At 73.6% G+C, this 18362-nt stretch carries 18 protein-coding genes and 2 tRNA genes; 13 read left to right on the top strand and 7 right to left on the bottom strand.

The genetic code is table 11. The annotated features are described in order from the left end of the window. Positions 1–65: 65 nt before the first annotated feature. The gene (locus O7599_RS26605; RefSeq protein ID WP_281618136.1) at positions 66–1040 is read right to left on the bottom strand and encodes a decarboxylase; all 975 of its coding nucleotides are present in this window, start codon (positions 1038–1040) and stop codon (positions 66–68) included. Between the two features lie 236 nt (positions 1041–1276). On the opposite strand from O7599_RS26605, the gene O7599_RS26600 reads away from it, so the two are divergent. Together O7599_RS26600 and O7599_RS26595 are read left to right on the top strand one after the other, a co-directional pair. After that, entirely contained in the window at positions 1277–2218 is a 942-nt protein-coding gene (locus O7599_RS26600) for a D-2-hydroxyacid dehydrogenase (protein WP_281618135.1), read from the top strand. 43 nt (positions 2219–2261) lie between these two features. Then, positions 2262–3707 (top strand): amidase, encoded by a 1446-nt coding sequence (locus tag O7599_RS26595; RefSeq protein WP_281618134.1) that lies wholly within the window; start codon positions 2262–2264, stop codon positions 3705–3707. Between the two features lie 60 nt (positions 3708–3767). Here the strand turns inward: O7599_RS26595 and O7599_RS26590 are convergent, their stop codons facing one another. Further along, positions 3768–4268 carry a DUF3830 family protein gene (locus O7599_RS26590; RefSeq protein WP_281618133.1) on the bottom strand — a complete coding sequence of 167 codons (501 nt, stop codon included), beginning with the start codon at positions 4266–4268 and terminating at the stop codon, positions 3768–3770. Between the two features lie 97 nt (positions 4269–4365). Between O7599_RS26590 and ehuB the strand changes: the two genes are divergently transcribed. From ehuB to ehuA, 4 genes are read left to right on the top strand one after another with little or no spacing between them, the layout of a single operon-like run. Next, positions 4366–5283 carry an ectoine/hydroxyectoine ABC transporter substrate-binding protein EhuB gene (ehuB, locus tag O7599_RS26585; protein ID WP_281618132.1) on the top strand — a complete coding sequence of 306 codons (918 nt, stop codon included), beginning with the start codon at positions 4366–4368 and terminating at the stop codon, positions 5281–5283. Continuing rightward, the gene (gene ehuC, locus O7599_RS26580; protein ID WP_281618131.1) at positions 5283–6029 is read left to right on the top strand and encodes an ectoine/hydroxyectoine ABC transporter permease subunit EhuC; all 747 of its coding nucleotides are present in this window, start codon (positions 5283–5285) and stop codon (positions 6027–6029) included. Before ehuB ends, ehuC begins: the two co-directional genes overlap by 1 nt. Continuing rightward, positions 6026–6676 (top strand): ectoine/hydroxyectoine ABC transporter permease subunit EhuD, encoded by a 651-nt coding sequence (gene ehuD / locus O7599_RS26575; protein ID WP_281618130.1) that lies wholly within the window; start codon positions 6026–6028, stop codon positions 6674–6676. Before ehuC ends, ehuD begins: the two co-directional genes overlap by 4 nt. A gap of 22 nt (positions 6677–6698) precedes the next feature. Then, positions 6699–7469 carry an ectoine/hydroxyectoine ABC transporter ATP-binding protein EhuA gene (gene ehuA, locus O7599_RS26570; protein WP_281623520.1) on the top strand — a complete coding sequence of 257 codons (771 nt, stop codon included), beginning with the start codon at positions 6699–6701 and terminating at the stop codon, positions 7467–7469. Between the two features lie 307 nt (positions 7470–7776). Here the strand turns inward: ehuA and O7599_RS26565 are convergent. Next, positions 7777–7861 (bottom strand) — tRNA-Leu (locus O7599_RS26565). Positions 7862–7956: 95 nt separating this feature from the next. On the opposite strand from O7599_RS26565, the gene O7599_RS26560 reads away from it, so the two are divergent. Then, a complete protein-coding gene (locus O7599_RS26560; RefSeq protein WP_281618129.1) occupies positions 7957–9174 on the top strand; it encodes a nucleoside/nucleotide kinase family protein in 1218 nt (405 codons plus the stop codon). 51 nt (positions 9175–9225) lie between these two features. Here O7599_RS26560 and O7599_RS26555 read toward each other — a convergent pair. Both O7599_RS26555 and O7599_RS26550 read right to left on the bottom strand, forming a co-directional pair. Then, a tRNA-Lys gene (locus O7599_RS26555) sits at positions 9226–9299 on the bottom strand. 48 nt (positions 9300–9347) lie between these two features. Then, positions 9348–10457 carry a Gfo/Idh/MocA family oxidoreductase gene (locus tag O7599_RS26550; protein WP_281618128.1) on the bottom strand — a complete coding sequence of 370 codons (1110 nt, stop codon included), beginning with the start codon at positions 10455–10457 and terminating at the stop codon, positions 9348–9350. 172 nt (positions 10458–10629) lie between these two features. Between O7599_RS26550 and O7599_RS26545 the strand changes: the two genes are divergently transcribed. From O7599_RS26545 to O7599_RS26530, 4 genes are all read left to right on the top strand, one after another. After that, positions 10630–11937 (top strand): hypothetical protein, encoded by a 1308-nt coding sequence (locus tag O7599_RS26545; protein WP_281618127.1) that lies wholly within the window; start codon positions 10630–10632, stop codon positions 11935–11937. 364 nt (positions 11938–12301) lie between these two features. Beyond that, complete coding sequence (locus O7599_RS26540) at positions 12302–13081, top strand: HAD-IIA family hydrolase (protein ID WP_281618126.1); 780 nt, start codon at positions 12302–12304, stop codon at positions 13079–13081. 139 nt (positions 13082–13220) lie between these two features. After that, entirely contained in the window at positions 13221–13862 is a 642-nt protein-coding gene (locus tag O7599_RS26535; protein WP_281618125.1) for a hypothetical protein, read from the top strand. Next, a complete protein-coding gene (locus tag O7599_RS26530) occupies positions 13852–14499 on the top strand; it encodes a class F sortase (protein WP_281618124.1) in 648 nt (215 codons plus the stop codon). The genes O7599_RS26535 and O7599_RS26530 overlap by 11 nt, the downstream gene beginning before the upstream one ends. Here O7599_RS26530 and bcp read toward each other — a convergent pair. Further along, positions 14483–14962: a thioredoxin-dependent thiol peroxidase gene (gene bcp, locus O7599_RS26525; RefSeq protein WP_281618123.1), complete on the bottom strand. Its 480-nt coding sequence runs from the start codon at positions 14960–14962 to the stop codon at positions 14483–14485. The genes O7599_RS26530 and bcp overlap by 17 nt on opposite strands. A 102-nt stretch (positions 14963–15064) precedes the next feature. Here bcp and O7599_RS26520 point away from each other — a divergent pair, with 102 nt between their 5' ends. Next, complete coding sequence (locus O7599_RS26520; RefSeq protein WP_281618122.1) at positions 15065–15409, top strand: DUF3618 domain-containing protein; 345 nt, start codon at positions 15065–15067, stop codon at positions 15407–15409. 55 nt (positions 15410–15464) lie between these two features. After that, the gene (locus O7599_RS26515) at positions 15465–15767 is read left to right on the top strand and encodes a co-chaperone GroES (protein WP_281623519.1); all 303 of its coding nucleotides are present in this window, start codon (positions 15465–15467) and stop codon (positions 15765–15767) included. Between the two features lie 231 nt (positions 15768–15998). Here O7599_RS26515 and O7599_RS26510 read toward each other — a convergent pair whose 3' ends face one another. Next, entirely contained in the window at positions 15999–18197 is a 2199-nt protein-coding gene (locus O7599_RS26510; protein WP_281618121.1) for a transglycosylase domain-containing protein, read from the bottom strand. Positions 18198–18362: the final 165 nt, after the last annotated feature.

Raw genomic sequence — 18362 nt, 5'->3', positions numbered from 1 at the left:
CGTGCGTCTGCCGGCGTGGGTCCTTCCCCCACGCCGGGGTTCGGGTGTTCTGGGCTACGTCGCCGCTACGCCGGCCACTGCCCGGGATCGTCGGGCCACAGGGGCTCCACCGCGTCCACCGCGTCGGGGTCCGGCGCGTGCGCGGAGCCGGCCAGCGCCGCCTCGGGCGCCGGCGGCGGTGCGGACACGTCCGCGGGCGGTGCCGGGACCTCGGGGGCCCGGGCCGGCGGCTCCGCCGCCAGCACCGTGACGTCGGGGAGCACCGTGGCGTCCGGCGGCGCCATCGACGCCCAGCCGAGCCGCGCCGCGGGGTCCAGGAGCGCCTGGTAAGGGCCCACGGCCTCCTTCCCGATGCGCTGCAGCGCGGCCCAGACGGTGACCTGGTTCGCCGACAGCACCGGCATCCGCAGCTCCGCTTCGAGCTGCGGGATGACGTCGTACGTCGGGAGGTTGGTGCAACTGATGAAGAGCGCGTCCGGGGACCCGTGGGCGACGGCGATCCGGGCCATGTCGACGACCTCCCGGTACGGCACCCGCCAGATGTGCCGGGTCAGGCCGAGGCTGGCACGTCCCGTGACCTCGACGCCGCCCTCTTCGAGGAACTCCTCCAGCGCGCCGGTGACGGAGGGCGTATACGGTGTGACGATGGCGGTGCGGCGGGCGCCGATCTCGTTCAGCGCCGTCAGCATGGCTCCGGACGTCGTCAGCGACGGTACGGCGGCGGCGGACGACATGGCGGCGGTCATGGCCCGTTCGCCCATGCGGCCGTCGGCGAAGCTGCCGGACGCACACGCGTAGGCGATGACCTCGGGCGAGACGGCGGTCAGGGCCCGCACCGCCTCGCGCAGTGTCTGGTGCTCACTCACGAGCCTGGCCAGGTCGAGGCTGACCTCGACGGGGACGTAGGGGGTGCGCGTCAGATGCAGGGAGACATCGTCCGGCACCCAGCGCCAGAGCTCGCGGTCGAGCGCGAAATCAAAAGGGGCTACGACACCCACACCACGCTGTGGCTGTGGTCCGCCCAGAAAAGAGACGTCCATGAGGATGCCCCGTTCGTACGGAGGGCTGGGGGAAGGTAAAGCGTCTGGAGCAGCCGGTGAGCGACCGGGACGCAGTGACAGATGCGGTTATTGACGAAGGTAGAGGCACACCCCTAGCGTGGTCAATCCTCGCATCTCCGACGTTTTTCCGCCTTCTCTTTCAGGTTACATCCAGTACTGCTCCGTGTACTGGAGACCATTGCAGCAGCGCAACATTGCGGGACGGTTTCCTTCCTATGTCCGATATCCGCGTGCTCGTCCTCGACGACGATCCGCCGCCCGACCTGCATCGACTCCGCGGGCGGGCCCAAGTGATCAGCACGGACGAGGACCGGCTCGCCGAGCTGCTGCCGTCCGCCGACGTGGTGCTGGTGTGGAAGTTCACCTCGCCCGCGGTGCGCAGAGCCTGGCCCGGGGCCGGCCCGCGGCCGCGGTGGGTGCACACGCCGAGCGCCGGCGTCGACCATGTGCTCTCCCCCGAGTTCGCCGCCTCGGACACGGTGCTGACCAACGCCCGCGGGGTCTTCGACCGGCCCATCGCGGAGTACGTGGCCGGGCTGGTGCTGGCGATGGCCAAGGACCTGCCCGGCACCTGGGAGCGGCAGCGGCAGCGCCGCTGGCAGCACCGGGAGACGCTGCGGCTGGCGGGGACCCGGGCGGTGGTGGTGGGCGCGGGCCCGATCGGCCGGGCCATCGCGGAGACACTGGAGTGCCTGGAGGTGCGTACGGAGCTGGTGGGCCGGACCGCGCGCGAGGGCGTGCGCGGCCAGGCGGAGCTGCCGGCGCTCCTGGTGGAGGCCGACTGGGTGGTGTGCGCCGCGCCGCTGACGCCGGAGACCCGCGGCATGTTCGGCAGCGACGCCTTCGCGGCGATGCCGGACCGGGCCCGGTTCATCAACGTCGGCCGCGGCCCGCTGGTCGACACCACGGCGCTGGTCGCGGCGCTGGAGCAGCAGGAGATCGCGGCGGCGGCGCTCGACGTCTTCGAGAACGAGCCGCTGGCGCCCGACGACCCGCTGTGGCAGGTGCCGGGGCTGTTCGTCTCACCGCACATGAGCGGCGACACGGTGGGCTGGCGCGGGGCGCTGTCGGACCAGTTCCTGGAGCTGTTCGACCTGTGGGAGGCGGGCCGGCCGCTGTTCAACGTCGTGGACAAGCAGCTCGGGTACGTACGGTGACAATGAGTCCTGAGAAGCGACCCACGAGCGAGGAGGCGGCGGGATGACGGGGAGTACGGATCCGGCGGATCTCACGGCGGTGGAGCTGCTGCGCGGCTACCGCTCCGGCGACCTGTCGCCCGTCGAGGCCACCCGCGCGGCACTCGCGCGCGCGGCCCGGGCGCAGGAGCTGACCAACGCCTTCGTCACCCTCGACGACGCCGTACGGGACGAGGCGCTCGCCCGCGCGGAGGCGTCCGCGCGCCGCTGGCAGCGCGGGGAGCCCGCCGGGCTGCTCGACGGCGTGCCGGTGACCGTCAAGGACATGATCCTGCAGCGCGGCGCGCCCACGCTGCGCGGCTCCAGGCTCGTCAGCCCGGACCGCGAGTGGAACGAGGACGGCCCGTCGGTGGCGCGGCTGCGGGAGCACGGGGCGGTGTTCCTCGGCAAGACCACGACGCCGGAGTTCGGCTGGAAGGGCACGACCGACAGCCCGCTGAACGGGGTCACCGTCAACCCGTACGACGCGGGGCGCACCGCCGGCGGCTCCAGCGGCGGCAGCGCCGCGGCGGTGGCGCTGGGCGCGGGGCCGCTGAGCCTGGGCACGGACGGCGGCGGTTCGGTGCGGATCCCGGCGTCCTTCTGCGGGATCGTCGCGCTGAAGGCCACGTACGGGCGGGTGCCGCTGTATCCCGCGAGCCCGTTCGGCACGCTGGCGCACGTCGGGCCGATGGCGCGGGACGTCCGGGACACGGCGCTGCTGATGGACGTGGTCAGCGGCGCGGACCCGCGGGACTGGTCGCAGCTCGGCCCGCCGCCGGGCGGCTTCGTCGACGCCCTGGACGGGGCGGCCGACGGCGTGCGGGGGCTGCGGGTGGCGTACAGCGCGTCGTTCGGCGGGCAGGTGCCCGTCGAGCGGCAGGTGGCCGCGGTGGTACGGGGCGCGGTGGAGCGGCTGTCCGACCTGGGCGCGTACGTCGAGGAGGCCGACCCGCGGCTGTGCGAGGGGCTCGCGGCGTGCCAGGAGGCGTTCCACACCCTGTGGTTCAGCGGCGCCGCGCGGGTGGTGCAGCCGTACAGTTCCGAGGCGCGCGAGCTGATGGACCCGGGGCTCAAGGAGATCGTGGCCCGGGGCGAGCGGTACAGCGCGCTCGACTACCTTGCCGCGGTCGACGTACGGATGGCGCTCGGGCAGTCGATGGGGCGCTTCCACCAGACGTACGACGTGCTGGTCACCCCGACGGTGCCGATCACCGCGTTCGAGGCGGGACCGGAGGTGCCGAAGGATTCCGGCCACGCCCGCTGGACCGGATGGACCCCGTTCACGTACCCCTTCAACCTCACCCAGCAGCCGGCCCTCAGCCTGCCCTGCGGGGTGGACGGCGCGGGGCTGCCGGTGGGGCTGCAGCTCGTCGCGGCGCGGCACCGGGACGCGCTGGTGCTGCGCGCCGCGCAGGCGCTGTACGAGTCGGGGATCGCGGACGGCATCAGGCCGCCGGCGCTCGGCTGAGCCCGCGCGCCCCCGGGCCGCGGACCCGCGGCCCGGGGGCGCGACCGGCGCCGGCGGCGCTCAGAGCCGGCGGAAGTTCAGGGTCTCGCCGAGCGCGCCGCCGCGCCACAGGTCCTGGCAGGCGGCGGCCATCTCGTCGAGCCCTTCGACGACCGAGCCCCACACGATGCCGGGGACCCAGCCGCTGTCGCCGTTGATGAGCAGGTTGTTCCGCTCGTAGAACAGCGCGAGGTCGACGACGCTCGTCCGGCCCTGGTGCTTGGCCTCCGCCTCGTAGCCGTAGCTGGCGGTGCCGAGCACGGTGTCGGTGAAGCTGAAGTAGCACAGGTCCCCGGGGATGGGGGTGACCGTAGGGTTCTCCAGCGGCGGCTCGGCCGGCGCGAACGCGGGGAGCAGGGCGTAGATCTCGTTCCGGGCGTATTTCGCGTGGTAGACGTCGCCGCCGAGCGGGAGCGCGTCCCACACCGCGGCACAGGTCACGGGCGCTCTGTCGTCGAGCAGCTTCGCCGTGCAGCGGACGCCGCGCTTGGCCAGAGAGACCTCGACAAATCGTGCAGACATGCACCACTCCCTCGTTCGGTGTATCCCACGATAACGGGAGGATCACCGGCCGGAACCGACCCGCATAACTTCGGCGGTGGCGGGTAGCCGCGCGCCCATGGTTCTACGTGGTGAGAACGAGACGAGAAGCGGGCCGGGCGGGCTCAGGCGCCGCACGCTGCTCGCATCAGCCGCCGCCGTCGGCGCGGCCGGCGCGATCGGCGGCGCCGCCGGTTGCAGCCGGACGGCCGAGGCGGACGGCACCGTCGAAGGGGGTGACCTGCTCGAACAGATGCGAGACCGCGGCGTCGTCAAGGTCGGCATCGCCGGCGAGGTGCCCTTCGGCTATATCAACGAGGACGGTGACGCCGTCGGCGAGGCACCGGCCATCGCCGAGGTGGTGTTCAAGCGGCTGGGGATCCCGAAGATCGAACCGGTGCCGGTGGAGTTCGGGGCGCTGATCCCGGGGCTCAAGGTGGCGCTGTTCGACGTGGTGTCCGCGGGAATGTACATCAACCCGGACAGATGTGCCCAGGTACTCTTTGCCGACCCCGACTATCTGATGCTGGACGCCTTCATCGTCAAGAAGGGCAATCCGCACGGAATCCGGGATTACAAGGACATCGCCGACAAGGGCCTCAAGCTGGCCAGCGGCACGGCGTACGCCGAGATCGACTACGCCAAGGCCAACGGAGTCAAGGAGGTCCTGGTCCTGCCGGACCAGGTGGCCGGCCTTGAGGCGGTCGAGCAGGGCCGCGTGGACGCCTTCGCCGGCACCAACGTCACCGTAGGCAACGCGGTCAAGGGCTCCAGGCGGGCCGAGGCGACCAAGCCGTTCCAGCCGATGGTCGACGGCGAGCCCGCCTTCGGCGCCGGCGGCTTCGCCTTCCGGCTCTCGGAGAAGAACCTGCGCGACGCCTTCAACGTGGAGCTGCACAAGCTCAAGGAGAGCGGCGAACTGCTCCGCATCGTCAAGCCCTTCGGCTTCACCGAACGGGAGATGACGAACAAGACGGTGAAGGAGCTGTGTCCCTGATGATGAGCTGGGAGTTCTTCCGGGAGTGGTTCCTCCCGGGCATCTGGATCACGATCCAGGTGCTCGTCTACAGCGCCGTGCTGTCCGCCGTCGTCGCCTTCGTCATCGGCACGCTGCGGACCTCGCGGTTCTGGATCGTACGGTTCCTGGCCGGGACGTACTTCGAGATCTTCCGCGGCATGTCCGCGCTGATCTTCATGTTCTGGATGGCCTTCGCGGTGCCGCTGATGCTCGGCTGGCAGTTCGTGCCGCTGTGGTCCGGCACCCTGGCGCTCGGCCTGACCTACGGCGCGTACGGCTCCGAGATCGTCCGCGGCGCGCTGGCGGCGGTGCCTCCGGCGCAGCGGGAGGCGGGCATCGCGCTGAGCTTCACCCGGTGGCAGCGGCTGCGCCGGATAGAGCTTCCGCAGGCGTGGCCCGAGATGATCCCGCCGTTCAACAACCTGCTGATCGAACTGCTGAAGGGCACGTCGCTGGTGTCGGTCATCGCCGTCGCCGACATGACGTTCGCCGGGAACCTGCTGCGGCTGGCGAAGAACGAGAGCGCGCCGATCTACACGCTGCTGCTGGTCCTCTACTTCATTCTCGCGTTCATCCTCACCCGCCTCATGCGGATGCTGGAGCGCCGGGCCAAAGCGGGGGTGGGCCGGGCTCCGGAGAAGAGGAACGGCCTCCTCTCGCGCAAGCTCAGCCCCAGCGGTGAGTCCATGCAGGCGAGCACTCAAGGCGCGGGAGGTCTGGGATGACGTTCGACTGGGATGTCGTCGACGAGTTCATGCCGCGGTTCTGGGACGGCGTGCTCGTCACCCTCCAGGCCCTGGCGCTCGGCACGCTGATCGCCTTCGCGCTCGGCCTGGTCTGGGCCATGGCCCAGCGCGCGCCGCAGCGGTGGGTCCGCTGGCCGGTGACCGCGGTCACCGAGTTCATCCGGAACACGCCGCTGCTGGTGCAGTTGTTCTTCCTGTTCTACGTGGTCCCGCAGTGGGGTCCGTCCATGTCCCCGCTCACCACCGGCATCGTCGGCCTGGGCCTGCACTACTCGACGTACACCGCCGAGGTGTACCGCGCGGGCATCGACGGCGTGCCGGTCGGCCAGTGGGAGGCGTCGAAGGCGCTCAGCCTGTCGCGCGGGCGGACGTGGTCGTCCGTGATCCTGCCGCAGGCCATCCGCCGGGTGGTGCCCGCGCTGGGCAACTACGTGGTCGCGATGCTCAAGGACTCGCCGATGATCGCCGTCATCGGCGCGCTGGACATGCTCGGCGAGGCCCGGCAGTTCAGCAACGAGACCTTCACCACCGAGGCCATCACCGTCGTGGGCGTGGCGTTCATCGTGATCGCGTACCCCGCATCCCTGCTTATCCGATTCCTGGAGCGTCGCCTTGTCAACAACTGATCCCACTACCGAGAACCCGCCCGTGGACGGCGCCGAGCTGATCCGCTTCGACAACGTGACCAAGCGGTTCGGCGACAACGTCGTCCTGGACAACCTGTGCTTCGACGTGTCGTCGGGCAAGCACGTGACGCTCATCGGGCCCTCCGGTTCGGGCAAGACGACGATCCTGCGGCTCCTGATGACCCTGGTGAAGCCGGACAGCGGCACCGTCAAGGTCAGCGGCGACTACCTCTTCCACGAGGAGCGCAACGGCAAGCTGGAGGAGGCGGGCGAGAACCACATCCGCGAGGTGCGCAAGAACATCGGCATGGTGTTCCAGCAGTTCAACCTCTTCCCGAACATGAAGGTGATGCGCAACATCACCGAGGCCCCGGTGCACGTGCTGGGCATGTCGAAGGAGGAGGCTGAGACCCGGGCGCGGGAGCTGCTGGAGCTGGTGGGCCTCACCGAGCACATCGACAAGTACCCGACGCAGCTCTCCGGCGGCCAGCAGCAGCGCGTGGCCATCGCCCGCGCGCTGGCGATGCGCCCGCAGGTGCTGCTGCTGGACGAGGTCACCTCGGCGCTGGACCCGGAGCTGGTGGCGGGCGTGCTGGACCTGCTGCGGGACATCGCGCAGACGACGGACATCACGATGCTGTGCGTCACCCACGAGATGAACTTCGCGCGGGACATCTCGGACGACGTGCTGATGTTCGACGCCGGAAAGATCATCGAGTCCGGCCCGCCGGAGAAGATCTTCAGCGAGCCGGAGCACGAGCGTACGCAGCAGTTCCTGAACGCGATCCTCTGAGGCGCGGCGAACGCGCCATCGGGCGGGCGTCCTCCGGTGCCGGAGGACGCCCGCCGGCAAGCGAGCCGCGGGCAGCGGCCGGGAGCGCGGACCGGCGCGGAGCCGCGCACCCGTGCGGCGAACCGGGGACCCGAGGTCACCGGCAGGCGCCGCCGGTCCCGCCGGGGAGCCCCGCCGGGCGGCGACTGCCCGTGCCCGCACCCCGGCTACGCGCCGCAGGCGCGGCCAAGCGCGGGCCGCGCCGCCGGTTCCGCCGCGCCCCGCGCAGCGGGTCGCGCGCAGCGGGGTCGCGTGCGGCGGGGTCGCGTGCGGCGGGAGGGATTCGAACCCTCAAGCCCTGTCAGGGGCCACAGATCCTAAGTCTGCTGCGTCAGCCATTGCGCCACCGCCGCTCGCCCGGCATGTTACTAGCCCCCGGATCGCGGCCCCGATACGGCGGTTGGGCCCGGCGGACCGGTGCGGGAGCGCCGCGTCGTAGGGTGCGGCCATGCGTACCGAACTGCCGGCCGACGACGCCTGGGCGCTCCTCCGCGGACGGCCCCGGGCCGTGCTGGGGCTCGCGGGGGCGCCGGGGGCCGGGAAGTCGACGCTGGCCCGCGCGCTCGTCGCCGCGCTGCGCGCGCGGCACGGGGACGGCGCCGCCGCCTACGTGCCCCTCGACGGCTTCCACCTCGCCAACGCCCAGCTCGACCGCCTCGGCCTGCGCGATCGCAAGGGCTCCGAGCCGAGCTTCGACGCCGCCGGCTACGCGGCACTCCTGCGCCGGCTGACGGAGGAGCCCGACGCGGAGGTGTACGTACCGGACTTCGACCGCGCGCTGGACGAGCCCGTCGCCGCCCGGCACCGCGTCGCGCCCGGCACCCGGCTGATCGTCACCGAGGGCAACTACCTCGCCTGCGACCTGCCGGGCTGGCGCACGGCGCGGGAGCTGATGGCCGAGGTCTGGTACGTCGACGCCCCCGACGCGGTGCGCGACGCGCGGCTGATGGAGCGGCACGTGGGCTTCGGCCGTACGGCGGCCGCCTCACGCGCCTGGATAGACGCGAACGACGCACCCAACGCGGAGCTGGTGAAGGCGTCCCGGGGGCGGTGCGACCGCGTGGTGGCGGGCGCGGACCCCGGGGCGGCGGCTGCCGCCCGGCGGCCGGAGGCTCCGGCCGCCGGCGGGCCCGCGGACGTCGTCGTCGTCAGCGGCCCGCCCGGGGCCGGCAAGACCACCGTCGCCCGCCTGCTCGCCCAGGACTCCGACCTCGGCGTGCACCTCCACACCGACGACTTCTGGGGCTTCATCACCCGCGGCGTCATCGCCCCCTACCTGCCCGCCGCGCGGCGCCAGAACGAGACCGTCGTCGCCGTCGCCGCCGGTGCCGCCGCCCGCTACGCCGCCGGCGGCTACCGCGTCGTGCTCGACGGCGTCGTCGGACCCTGGTTCCTCGACGCCTACCGCGCCGCCGCCCGCGCCGCCGGCGTCCCCCTGCACTACGTCGTCCTCCGCCCCGACGAGCGGACGACCCTGGCCCGCGCCACCGCCCGCACCGGCCCCGGCGCGCTGACCGACCCGGAGCCGGTGCGGGCGATGCACCGGGAGTTCGCCGACCTCGGCCCGTACGAGAGGCACGCGCTGGACACCGGGGGCCAGCCGCCCGAGGCGACCGCCGCGGCCGTGCGCGACGCCGTCGCGGCCGGGGCGTACCGGCTCGGCTAGCGCGGACACGCGAAGAGCCCGGGCCGCCAGGACCGGGCTCTTCGGGGTGCGTGCGCCGCCAGGGACTCGAACCCCGGACCCGCTGATTAAGAGTCAGCTGCTCTAACCAACTGAGCTAGCGGCGCAGGTCGTCTTCGACGACGCTGTCAAGCATACCGGCTCCCCCGAGGTGCTCAGCCACCCTCCGCGAGCCGTACGACCCGGCCCTCCGCCGCCGACCTGCGGGCCGCCTCCAGCACCCGCAGCGTCGCCGCGGCCTCGGCGGCGGTGACCGGCGGGGGCGCGCCGGTGCGCAGGGCCTCGGCGATGCCGGCGTAGTACGCGGGGTAGTCGCCGGGGAGCGTGGGGACCGGTTCGCCGCCGCCGGTGAGCGGGGACTCCCCGGCGCCGAGCCGGCCCCAGGCGGACTCCGGCTCCGCGCCCCAGGTCCCGTCGGCCCCTTCCGTCCCGTCCCCCGGGCGGCGTCCTTCGCGCAGCGCCGCCTCCTGCGGGTCGAGCCCGTACTTCACGTACCCGGCGCGGTTGCCCAGCACCCGGAAGCGCGGCCCGAGCTGCGGGGCCATCGCGGTCATCCACAGGTGCGTGCGGACACCCCGGGCGTGCACCAGCGCGACGAAGTTGTCGTCGTCCACCACCGAGCCCGCCCGCCGCGCCTCGGACTCGGCGTAGACGGAGGTCACCGGGCCGAAGAGGGTCAGCGCCTGGTCGACGAGGTGGCTGCCCAGGTCGTACAGCAGCCCGCCGACGTCCGCCGGGTCGGCCGAGTCGCGCCAGCCGCCGCGCAGCGCGGGGCGCCAGCGCTCGAAGCGGGACTCGAAGCGGTGGACGTCGCCGAGTGCGCCGTCGGCGAGCAGGGCGGCGAGCGTACGGAAGTCGCTGTCCCAGCGGCGGTTGTGGAAGGCGGAGAGAAGCAGCCCGCGGGACTCGGCGAGGGCCGCCAGTTCTTCGGCCTCGGCGGCGGTGGCGGCCAGCGGCTTGTCCACGACGACGGGCAGCCCGGCCCCCAGCGCGGCGGCGGCCAGCGGCACGTGGGTGCGGTTGGGGGAGGCGACGACGACCAGATCGAGGCGGTCGGCGCGGGCGAGGAGGTCGTCGGCGGTGGCGACGGTGGTGGCGTCCGGGTACGCGGCGCGCACCTGCTCCTGCCGCCCGGGGTCGCCGGTGACGACGGTGTCGAGGACGAGCCCGTCCGTGGCGGCGACGAGCGGGGCGTGGAAGACGGACCCGGCGAGTCCGTAACCGAGGAGACCGACGCGCAGGGGGGTGCCAGGGATGCCATCCATGGTCGTCACTCAACCACACCGCCCACGGCGGGCCGGGGGCGGGCGGGGGCAGGTGGTGCGCGGCGTCCGTACGGACCGGGTTGCGCCGGACGGGCGTCCCGCGGGTGCGCGTTGCGCCGTTCGGAGCCGCCTCGCCGATCGCCGGTACGGGGGCCGTGGCAGCGTCGCGGGCATGGGACCGCGCTCCGCACTCGCCCTCACGGCCGCCACCGCGGTCCTGCTGCTCCCCTCCGCCGCGGCGGCGCAGGAGCCGCCCGGCCGCGCGTCCGCGCCGCGCTGCGGCGACCCCGGGGCCGGCCGCTTCCCCGTGCAGACGGCGCTGCGCGGCGACGGCGCCGCGCTGCGGGCGGGCGGCGCGCGGGGCCGCGTGACCCTGCGGTTGCACAACGCCTCGGCCGGGACCTGCCGCGACGTGCACCCCGTGGCCGTCCTCGGCCACGAGGCGTCCGGCCGGCTCCGGCCGGACGACGTCCGGCTGGAGTTCTACGACGCGGAGGCGCGGCGCTGGCGGGCGGTGGCGTTCGAGCGGACCGGCGCGGACGAGAGCGCGGGGGTGTTCGCGGGCGGGTTCCGCGGCTTCGTGCTGCGGGCGGGGGAGCGCGCGGAGGTGCCGGTACGCCTCGGCTTCGCGGGCGGCGCTCCGGCGGGGCGGGTGACCGTGAACGTGACCGCCGTGCAGCGGCGCGGGGACGACGGCGAGTGGGTGGGGCAGTCGAAGGACTACGAGGTGAGCGTCGAGCGGGAGAGGCGGTGCTGCGGCGGGACCGCGGAACCGCGGGACCCGGCGGAGCGCACCGCGCAGCCGCGGGAGGCTCCGCCGGGCACGGAGCCGCCCGGCGTGCGGGAGAGCGCGGGTCCGGGGAGGCGGGAGGGCCCGACGCCGGGTGGCACGCCGGGAACACCGGCGACCCCGGCGCCACCGAGGGCTTCGGGGATGCCGGGGACTTCCGGGACTCCGGAAGCACCGGAGACACCGCGGGCAGCACCGGGCGCCCCGGGAACGCCGGGCGCGCGTCCGGCACCGGGCGGGGCGGGAACGCCGGGCTCACCGCCGATGCCGGGCGGGGCGGGAACGCCGGGCTCACCGCCGGTGCCGTACGGGCCGGGAGCGCTGCAGACACCGCCTGGTCCGTACGAGCCGGGCGCACCGGACGCGCCGCCGGCACCGGGACCCGCGGGCTCGCCGCGGGCACCGGAGGGGCCGGGAACGGCGGGCTCACCGGCGCCGAAGGGCACCCCCGCACCCAGGTGGCCGGCGGACGTACCGCCCGCCCCGCCCCTCCTCCCCGACGCGGCCCCGATGCCGGAGAGCCTGGCGGCCACGGGCACCGGGGCGACTGCCGCGGCGGCCGGAGCGGCCGGGTCGCTCCTCCTCGGCACCGCCCTCCTCCTGACCGCCCGCCACCTCCGCCGCACCGCCCCCGCACGCCGCGCCTCACCGCCCCCACATCACACCCCGCCCCGGCCGCCCCACCGCTGACCCCCACGCCTCCCCCACTCCTGCCCCACCACTCCCACCGGCCCCCCCGCACCTGCGCCCAGGCCGGCGACCCCGTCCCCGAGGCACCCGCCCCCACGCCACACCCGACCCCGACCGCTGCCCCCCACCCCTCCCCCACTCCTGCTCACTCCTGCCCCACCACCCCCACCGGCCCCGCCGCACCTGCGCCCAGGCCGGCGACCCCGTCCCCGAGGCACCCGCCCCCACACCACACCCGACCCCGGCCACTGACCCCCACCCCTCCCCCACTCCTGCCCACTCCTGCCCCACCACCCCCACCGGCCCCGCCGCACCTGCGTCTAGGCTGGTGACCCCGTCCCCGAGGCACCGGTTGGAGACAGCAATGGCGGAGCGCATGCCGGTCGAGTCCTGGCTGACGGACATGGACGGGGTGCTGATGCACGAAGGCATCCCGATCCCCGGCGCCGACGCCTTCATCAAGCGGCTGCGCGACTCCGGCAAGCCCTTCCTCGTGCTCACCAACAACTCCATGTACACCCCCGGCGACCTGCACGCCCGGCTCTCCCGCATCGGCCTCGACGTGCCCGTCCAGAACATCTGGACCTCCGCCCTCGCCACCGCCAAGTTCCTCGACGACCAGCGCCCCGGCGGCACCGCGTACGTCATCGGCGAGGCCGGCCTCACCACCGCCCTGCACGACCACGGCTACGTGCTCAGCGACCACCGCCCCGACTACGTCGTCCTCGGCGAGACCCGCACGTACAGCTTCGAGGCGCTGACGAAGGCCATCCGGCTGATCGAGGACGGCGCCCGCTTCATCGCCACCAACCCGGACGAGACCGGCCCGTCCACCGAGGGCCCGCTGCCCGCGACCGGCGCCGTCGCCGCGCTCATCACCAAGGCGACCGGCAAGGAGCCGTACTTCGTCGGCAAGCCCAACCCCCTGATGATGCGCGCCGGGCTCAACCAGATCGGTGCCCACTCCGAGTCGACCGCGATGATCGGCGACCGGATGGACACCGACATGCTGGCGGGTCTGGAGGCCGGCATGGAGACGTACCTGGTGCTGACCGGGCTCACCCGGGCGGACCAGGTGGAGCGTTTCCCGTACCGGCCCGCGCACATCGCCGACTCGATCGCCGACCTGGTCGAGCTGATCTGAGCCGGCGCGCGGCGCGCGACGGGCCCGCCCGCACCCGCCGTTCGGGTGGACGGCGGCCGGATCGGCGTAGCGGGGCGGCCGTGCGGATGCGGGGACGGGGCACGTCGCGACCCTGGGAGTGAGAGCTCCCGGAGGTCCCATGCGCCCGGAACGTGTCTGCCTCGCCGCCGTTCTCCTGCTGACGGGCGGCGCCGCCGTCTCCTGTGCCGACGCGTACGCGCAGGGGGACGTGAGCGTGACCCCCTACCGCGTGCAGCGCGGCGATCCGGTCGAGGTGAGCACCGGCGTCTGCCGGGGCGACTTCGCCACGGCGACCTCGCAGGCGTTCGAGGCGCCGGTGAACCTGCGGCCGCAGAACTACGGCGGGCTCACCGGGCGCGGGAAGATCAAGTGGACCGTACGGGCCGGGACGCACGCGGTGTGGGTCGACTGCGACGGCGGCCGGCGCGTGGCACGCGGCAAGGTGGTGGTGGAGGACCCGCACCAGCGGCCCGACCACTGGAAGAACAACTGGCACCACCAGCCCTGGTCGCCGGTGACGGCGGGCGGCGGCGGCACGGCGAAGAAGACGCAGACATCGGAGACATCGGAGACGGGGCAGACGGCACAGGCACAGGAGGAGAAGAACAGCCAGGTGCCCGCCCTGCCCCTCGCGCTCGTCGGCGGCGGCGCGACGGTCCTCGCCCTCGCCTTCGTACGCCGCCGCACGCGCGGCACCGCGGCCGGCACCGCCCACGGCACCCCCGACGGCACTCCCGACGGCACCCCCGATGGCCGCTGAGCGCACCGGCCGCCGTCCCGGCCTCGTCACCGCCGCCGCCTGGGCCGTGCTCCTGCTCGGGCTGGTCCTGTGGGGCCGCGACCTCGGCGCCGAGGACGGCGACGGCGCGATCTCCGACGGGGCCGCCGCCGCGCAGGTGCTCCGCGACGGGCCGCCGGCGGCCCGCCCGCTGCCCGGCTCCGCGCCCGCGGGCGTCGCGGTGCCGTCGGTGGGGGTCGAGGGCCCGGTGCTCAGCCGCGGCCTGGACGAGGACGGCGCGGTGGAGGCGCCGCCGTTCGGCAACGCGAACGAGATCGGCTGGTACCGCGGCGGCGCGCGGCCCGGCGAGGCCGGCGTCGCGGTCTTCGTCGGGCACATGGACACCCGCGCCAAGCCGGCGGTGTTCTACCGCCTGGGCGACGTGCGCCCCGGCGACGAGGTCACGGTGATGCGCGCGGACGGACGCACGGCGGTGTTCACCGTGGAGCGGGTGGAGACCGTCGCCAAGGACGACTTCGACGCCCAGCGCGTCTACGGGCAGCACAAGCGCGGCCGGGCCGAGATCCGCCTGCTCACCTGCGGCGGCGCGTACGAGCCGATGGCGAAGAGCTACACGGGCAACCTGGTGGTCTCCGGCTACCTCACGCGGGCGAACTGACGTCGAGATCCTTGAGGAGCTTCGCGACATGACCGGTGGCCTTGACGTTGTACAGGGCCCGCTCGACCCTGCCGTCCTCGTCGACGACGACGGTGGAGCGGATGACGCCGGTCACCGTCTTCCCGTAGAGCTTCTTCTCGCCGAAGGCGCCGTACGCCGTCAGCACCGCCTTGTCGGGGTCGCCGACGAGCGTCACCCGCAGCGACTCCTTCTCCCGGAACTTCGCCAGCTTCGCCGGCTTGTCGGGCGAGACGCCGATGACGTCGTAGCCGGCGGCGGCGAGCACGTCGAGGTTGTCGGTGAAGTCGCAGGCCTGCTTGGTGCAGCCCGGGGTGAGCGCGGCCGGGTAGAAGTAGACGATGACCTTGCGGCCGCGGCGGTCGGCGAGGGACACATCCTTGCCATCCGCGTCGGGCAGGGTGAAGGCGGGGGCCGTGTCGCCTGGCTGAAGTCGCTCGCTCATGGTGCTTTTCCCTACTGCTGGTGCGGGGCGGATGTCGCACCCGAGCGTAACGGCTGACAGACTGTCGACCAGCAGACGGACGGCGAGGACGGAGGCACCGCGGTGTCGGACGGCAGGACTCCCGCGCAGATCGAGGCGGACATCGCCCGCCGGCGGCAGGATCTCGCCGCGACGCTCGACGAGATCTCGCTGCGGGTGAGCCCCAAGAACCTGGTGGACGAGGCCAAGGCGCGCACGAAGGGCGTCGTGGACCGCACCGCGGGACAGGCGTTCGTGGTCGCGAACCGCGCCGTCGGCAGCGCCCGCGGCGTGCTCGTCTCACCCGACGGCGCCCCCCGGCTGGAGCGCATCGTGCCGGTCGCGGTGACCATCGTGGCCGTCGCCGGGCTGCTGGCGCTGGGGTCGCGCCGGCCGGGGAAGTCCCGGGGCAGGCGACGCCGCCGCTAGCGTCGCGGGTACCGTCGAGTCCGTGAATACGCCCCACGACAAGCTGCCCATCCGGATGCTCCACGACCGGGTACTCGTCCGCACCGACGCCGCGGAGGGCGAGCGCCGGTCCAGCGGCGGCATCGTCATCCCCGCGACCGCGGCCGTGGGCCGCCGGCTGACCTGGGCGGAGGTGGTGGCCACCGGGCAGAACGTGCGGACGGTCGAGCCGGGCGACCGGGTGCTGTTCGACCCGGAGGACCGCGGCGAGGTCGAGGTGCGGGGCGTGGGCTACGTGCTGCTGCGCGAGCGCGACCTGCACGCGGTCGCCTCGGAGCGGCTGGAGGGCTCGGAGGACTCCACGGGCCTCTACCTGTAACGGGCCCGTATACCGGTAACGGGCCCGGACGACCGCCGGGGCCGCCGTCCGCGGCGGCTTGCTGCGGTGGGGCGGTGCTGGGCGAGCCCGCGACGGTGGCGCGGGTGTTCTTCGTCGCCCTGCTGCTGGTCGCGGTGGTCGGCCTGAAGGCGACGTCCGGCCACTGATCCCCGTGCTGCCGTGCTGCCCGCGCGGCCGGTGCTGCTCTCCCGCGGCGACCGCCGGTGGCCCCTACGGCACCGGCGGTGCCGCGCCGGCGGGCGCCGCGGGCGCCGGTGCCTGCGGCGCGGGCACGGCCGGGAACGCGGTGGGAGCGGACAGGGGGTCCGGCGCCGCGGGCGGCTCGGACGGCATCCGCTGCCTGTGGCCGATCTCCAGGTCGAAGTCGCTGACGGGCACGTCCCACAGCGCGTTCCGCGTGTACGCGCCCCAGATCCGCGCCGGCACCCCGCCGCCGCTGATCCGGTCCTCCCCCAGCACCCCGTGCAGCGACTTCTGCGCGCCCGTCTCGGGGTCCTGCCCCATCACGCCGACCACCGTCGCCAGCTCCGGGGTGTAGCCCGCGAACCACGCCGAGCGGTCGTGTTCGCCGGTGCCCGTCTTGCCGGCCGCGGGGCGTTCGGCGATCTGCGCCTCCTCGCCGGAGCCGTTCTCGACGACGTTCTGCAGCATCGCGGTCGTCGCGTCCGCGGCCGTGCGGGAGACCACGGGCTGCGGGCGGCGCGGCGGGAGCTGGAAGATCTCGCCGTTGCGGCTGAGCCTGTCCACGAGCCGGTAGCCGCCGTGGTCGCCGTGGCCGGCGAGCGTGGCGTACGCCTGCGCGAGGTCGAGCGCGCTGGGGGTGGCGGTGCCGAGGCCGATGGAGGGGTGGTCCTTCAGCTCCGGGGTGTCGGACGGCAGCCCGAGGCGGACGGCGGTGCGGCGGACCTTCTTGGGGCCGACGTCCTGGGCCATCTGCGCGTAGACGGAGTTGACCGAGTCGTTGGTGGCGTCGGCGACGCTGATGCGGCCGTAGGAGACGTCGTCCTGGTTGCTCGGCGAGTAGCGCAGGGGCTTGCCCTTCCTGCCGATCACCCGGCGGTCGTTGTCGCCGTCGTACATCGTCCGCGGCGTGATCCGCCTGCCCTCCCAGTTGTGGGCCTTCTCCTGCACGGCGGCGGCGAAGACGAACGGCTTGAAGGTGGAGCCGGCCTGGTAGTCGCGGCGGGTGGCGTTGCTCACGTACTGCTGGGTGTAGTCCGTGCCGCCGTACAGCGCGACGACCTCGCCGCTGCCGACGTCGATGGAGGCACCGCCGACGCGCACGTAGGAGTCGGCGGGGTTGGACTCCGGGTCGAGGTAGTACGTCAGTTGCTCCTCGACGGCGCCGACGAACGCGTCCTGCTTGCCGGGCTGCAGCGTCGTGACGATGCGGAAGCCGCCGGCGGCGAGGGTCTTCTCGTCGATGATGCGGTGCTCGATGAGGTAGCTGTTGATGGCCTCGACGAGATAGCCCCGCTGCCCGGACAGGCCGGGGTCGAGCCGGGACGGCTCCGGCACGGGGAACTTCAGGCTGTCGCGGACGCCGGGCGCGAGCCAGCCCTCCTTGACCATGCCGTCCAGCACGTAGTCCCAGCGGGCCTCGGCGGCGGGCCGGTTGTCGGGGTACACGGCCACGTCGTACGTGCTCGGGGCCTGCAGCAGCGTCGCGAGGAACGCGCCCTCGGCGACGGTCAGCTCCTCGACGTCCTTGTCGTAGTACGCCCGGGCGGCGGCCTGGACGCCGTAGGCGTTGCGGCCGAAGTAGCTGGTGTTGAGGTAGCCCTCCAGGACGTCGTCCTTGGTGACCTCGCGGTCCAGCTTGATCGCGATGAACGCCTCGCGGAGCTTGCGGCTGATCGTCTGCGCCTGGTCGAGGTAGTAGTTCTTCACGTACTGCTGGGTGATGGTCGAGCCCGACTGGGTGCCCTTGCCGGTCAGCGTGTGGAAGCCGGCCCGGACCATCGCCATCGGGTTGACCGCGGAGTCGGAGTAGAACGCGCGGTCCTCGGCGGCCAGGACGGCCATGCGCACGTGGTCGGGAACGCGCTGGAGCTGCACGCTCTCGCGGTCGACCTCGCCCTTGTCGGCGAGTTTGGAGCCGTCGGCGTAGAAGTAGTGGTTGCTCTGGGCGGTCGCCATGTCGTTGGGCCGCGGGATGTCGACGGTCAGGTAGCCCACGGCGAACGCCCCGGAGGCCAGCGCCACCGTCAGCATCGCGGCCCCCAGCAGCACCTTCCACCAGGTCCTGCGGTACGCGCCCCGCCGGCGGACCGGCGCGGACCGGGCCGGGGGCGGGGGCGGGGGCAGGACGGGCGGGGATGCCGGTGCGCCGTCCGGGACGTCGGCGTCCTCCGGTTCCTCCTCGGGGCCGAAGCTCCGGGTGGGCCGTCGCATCTCCGTGTGGCTCATCTGCCGTCCGTGGGGCTCGATCTGTCACCTGATATGAGACTTGCGAGCAGTTTGTCATTCTGAATGCAGATATCCGCGGCGCGTGGATAACCGGTCGCCCGGCTCAACCCGACTGGACTAGAGTCGGGGCCTTTGTGCGCGGGGCTCCCGGCGGAGCCCTCCGGA

The organism is Streptomyces sp. WMMC500 (genome assembly GCF_027497195.1).
Classification (GTDB): domain Bacteria; phylum Actinomycetota; class Actinomycetes; order Streptomycetales; family Streptomycetaceae; genus Streptomyces.
This window is presented reverse-complemented; position numbering and strand designations above follow the sequence as displayed.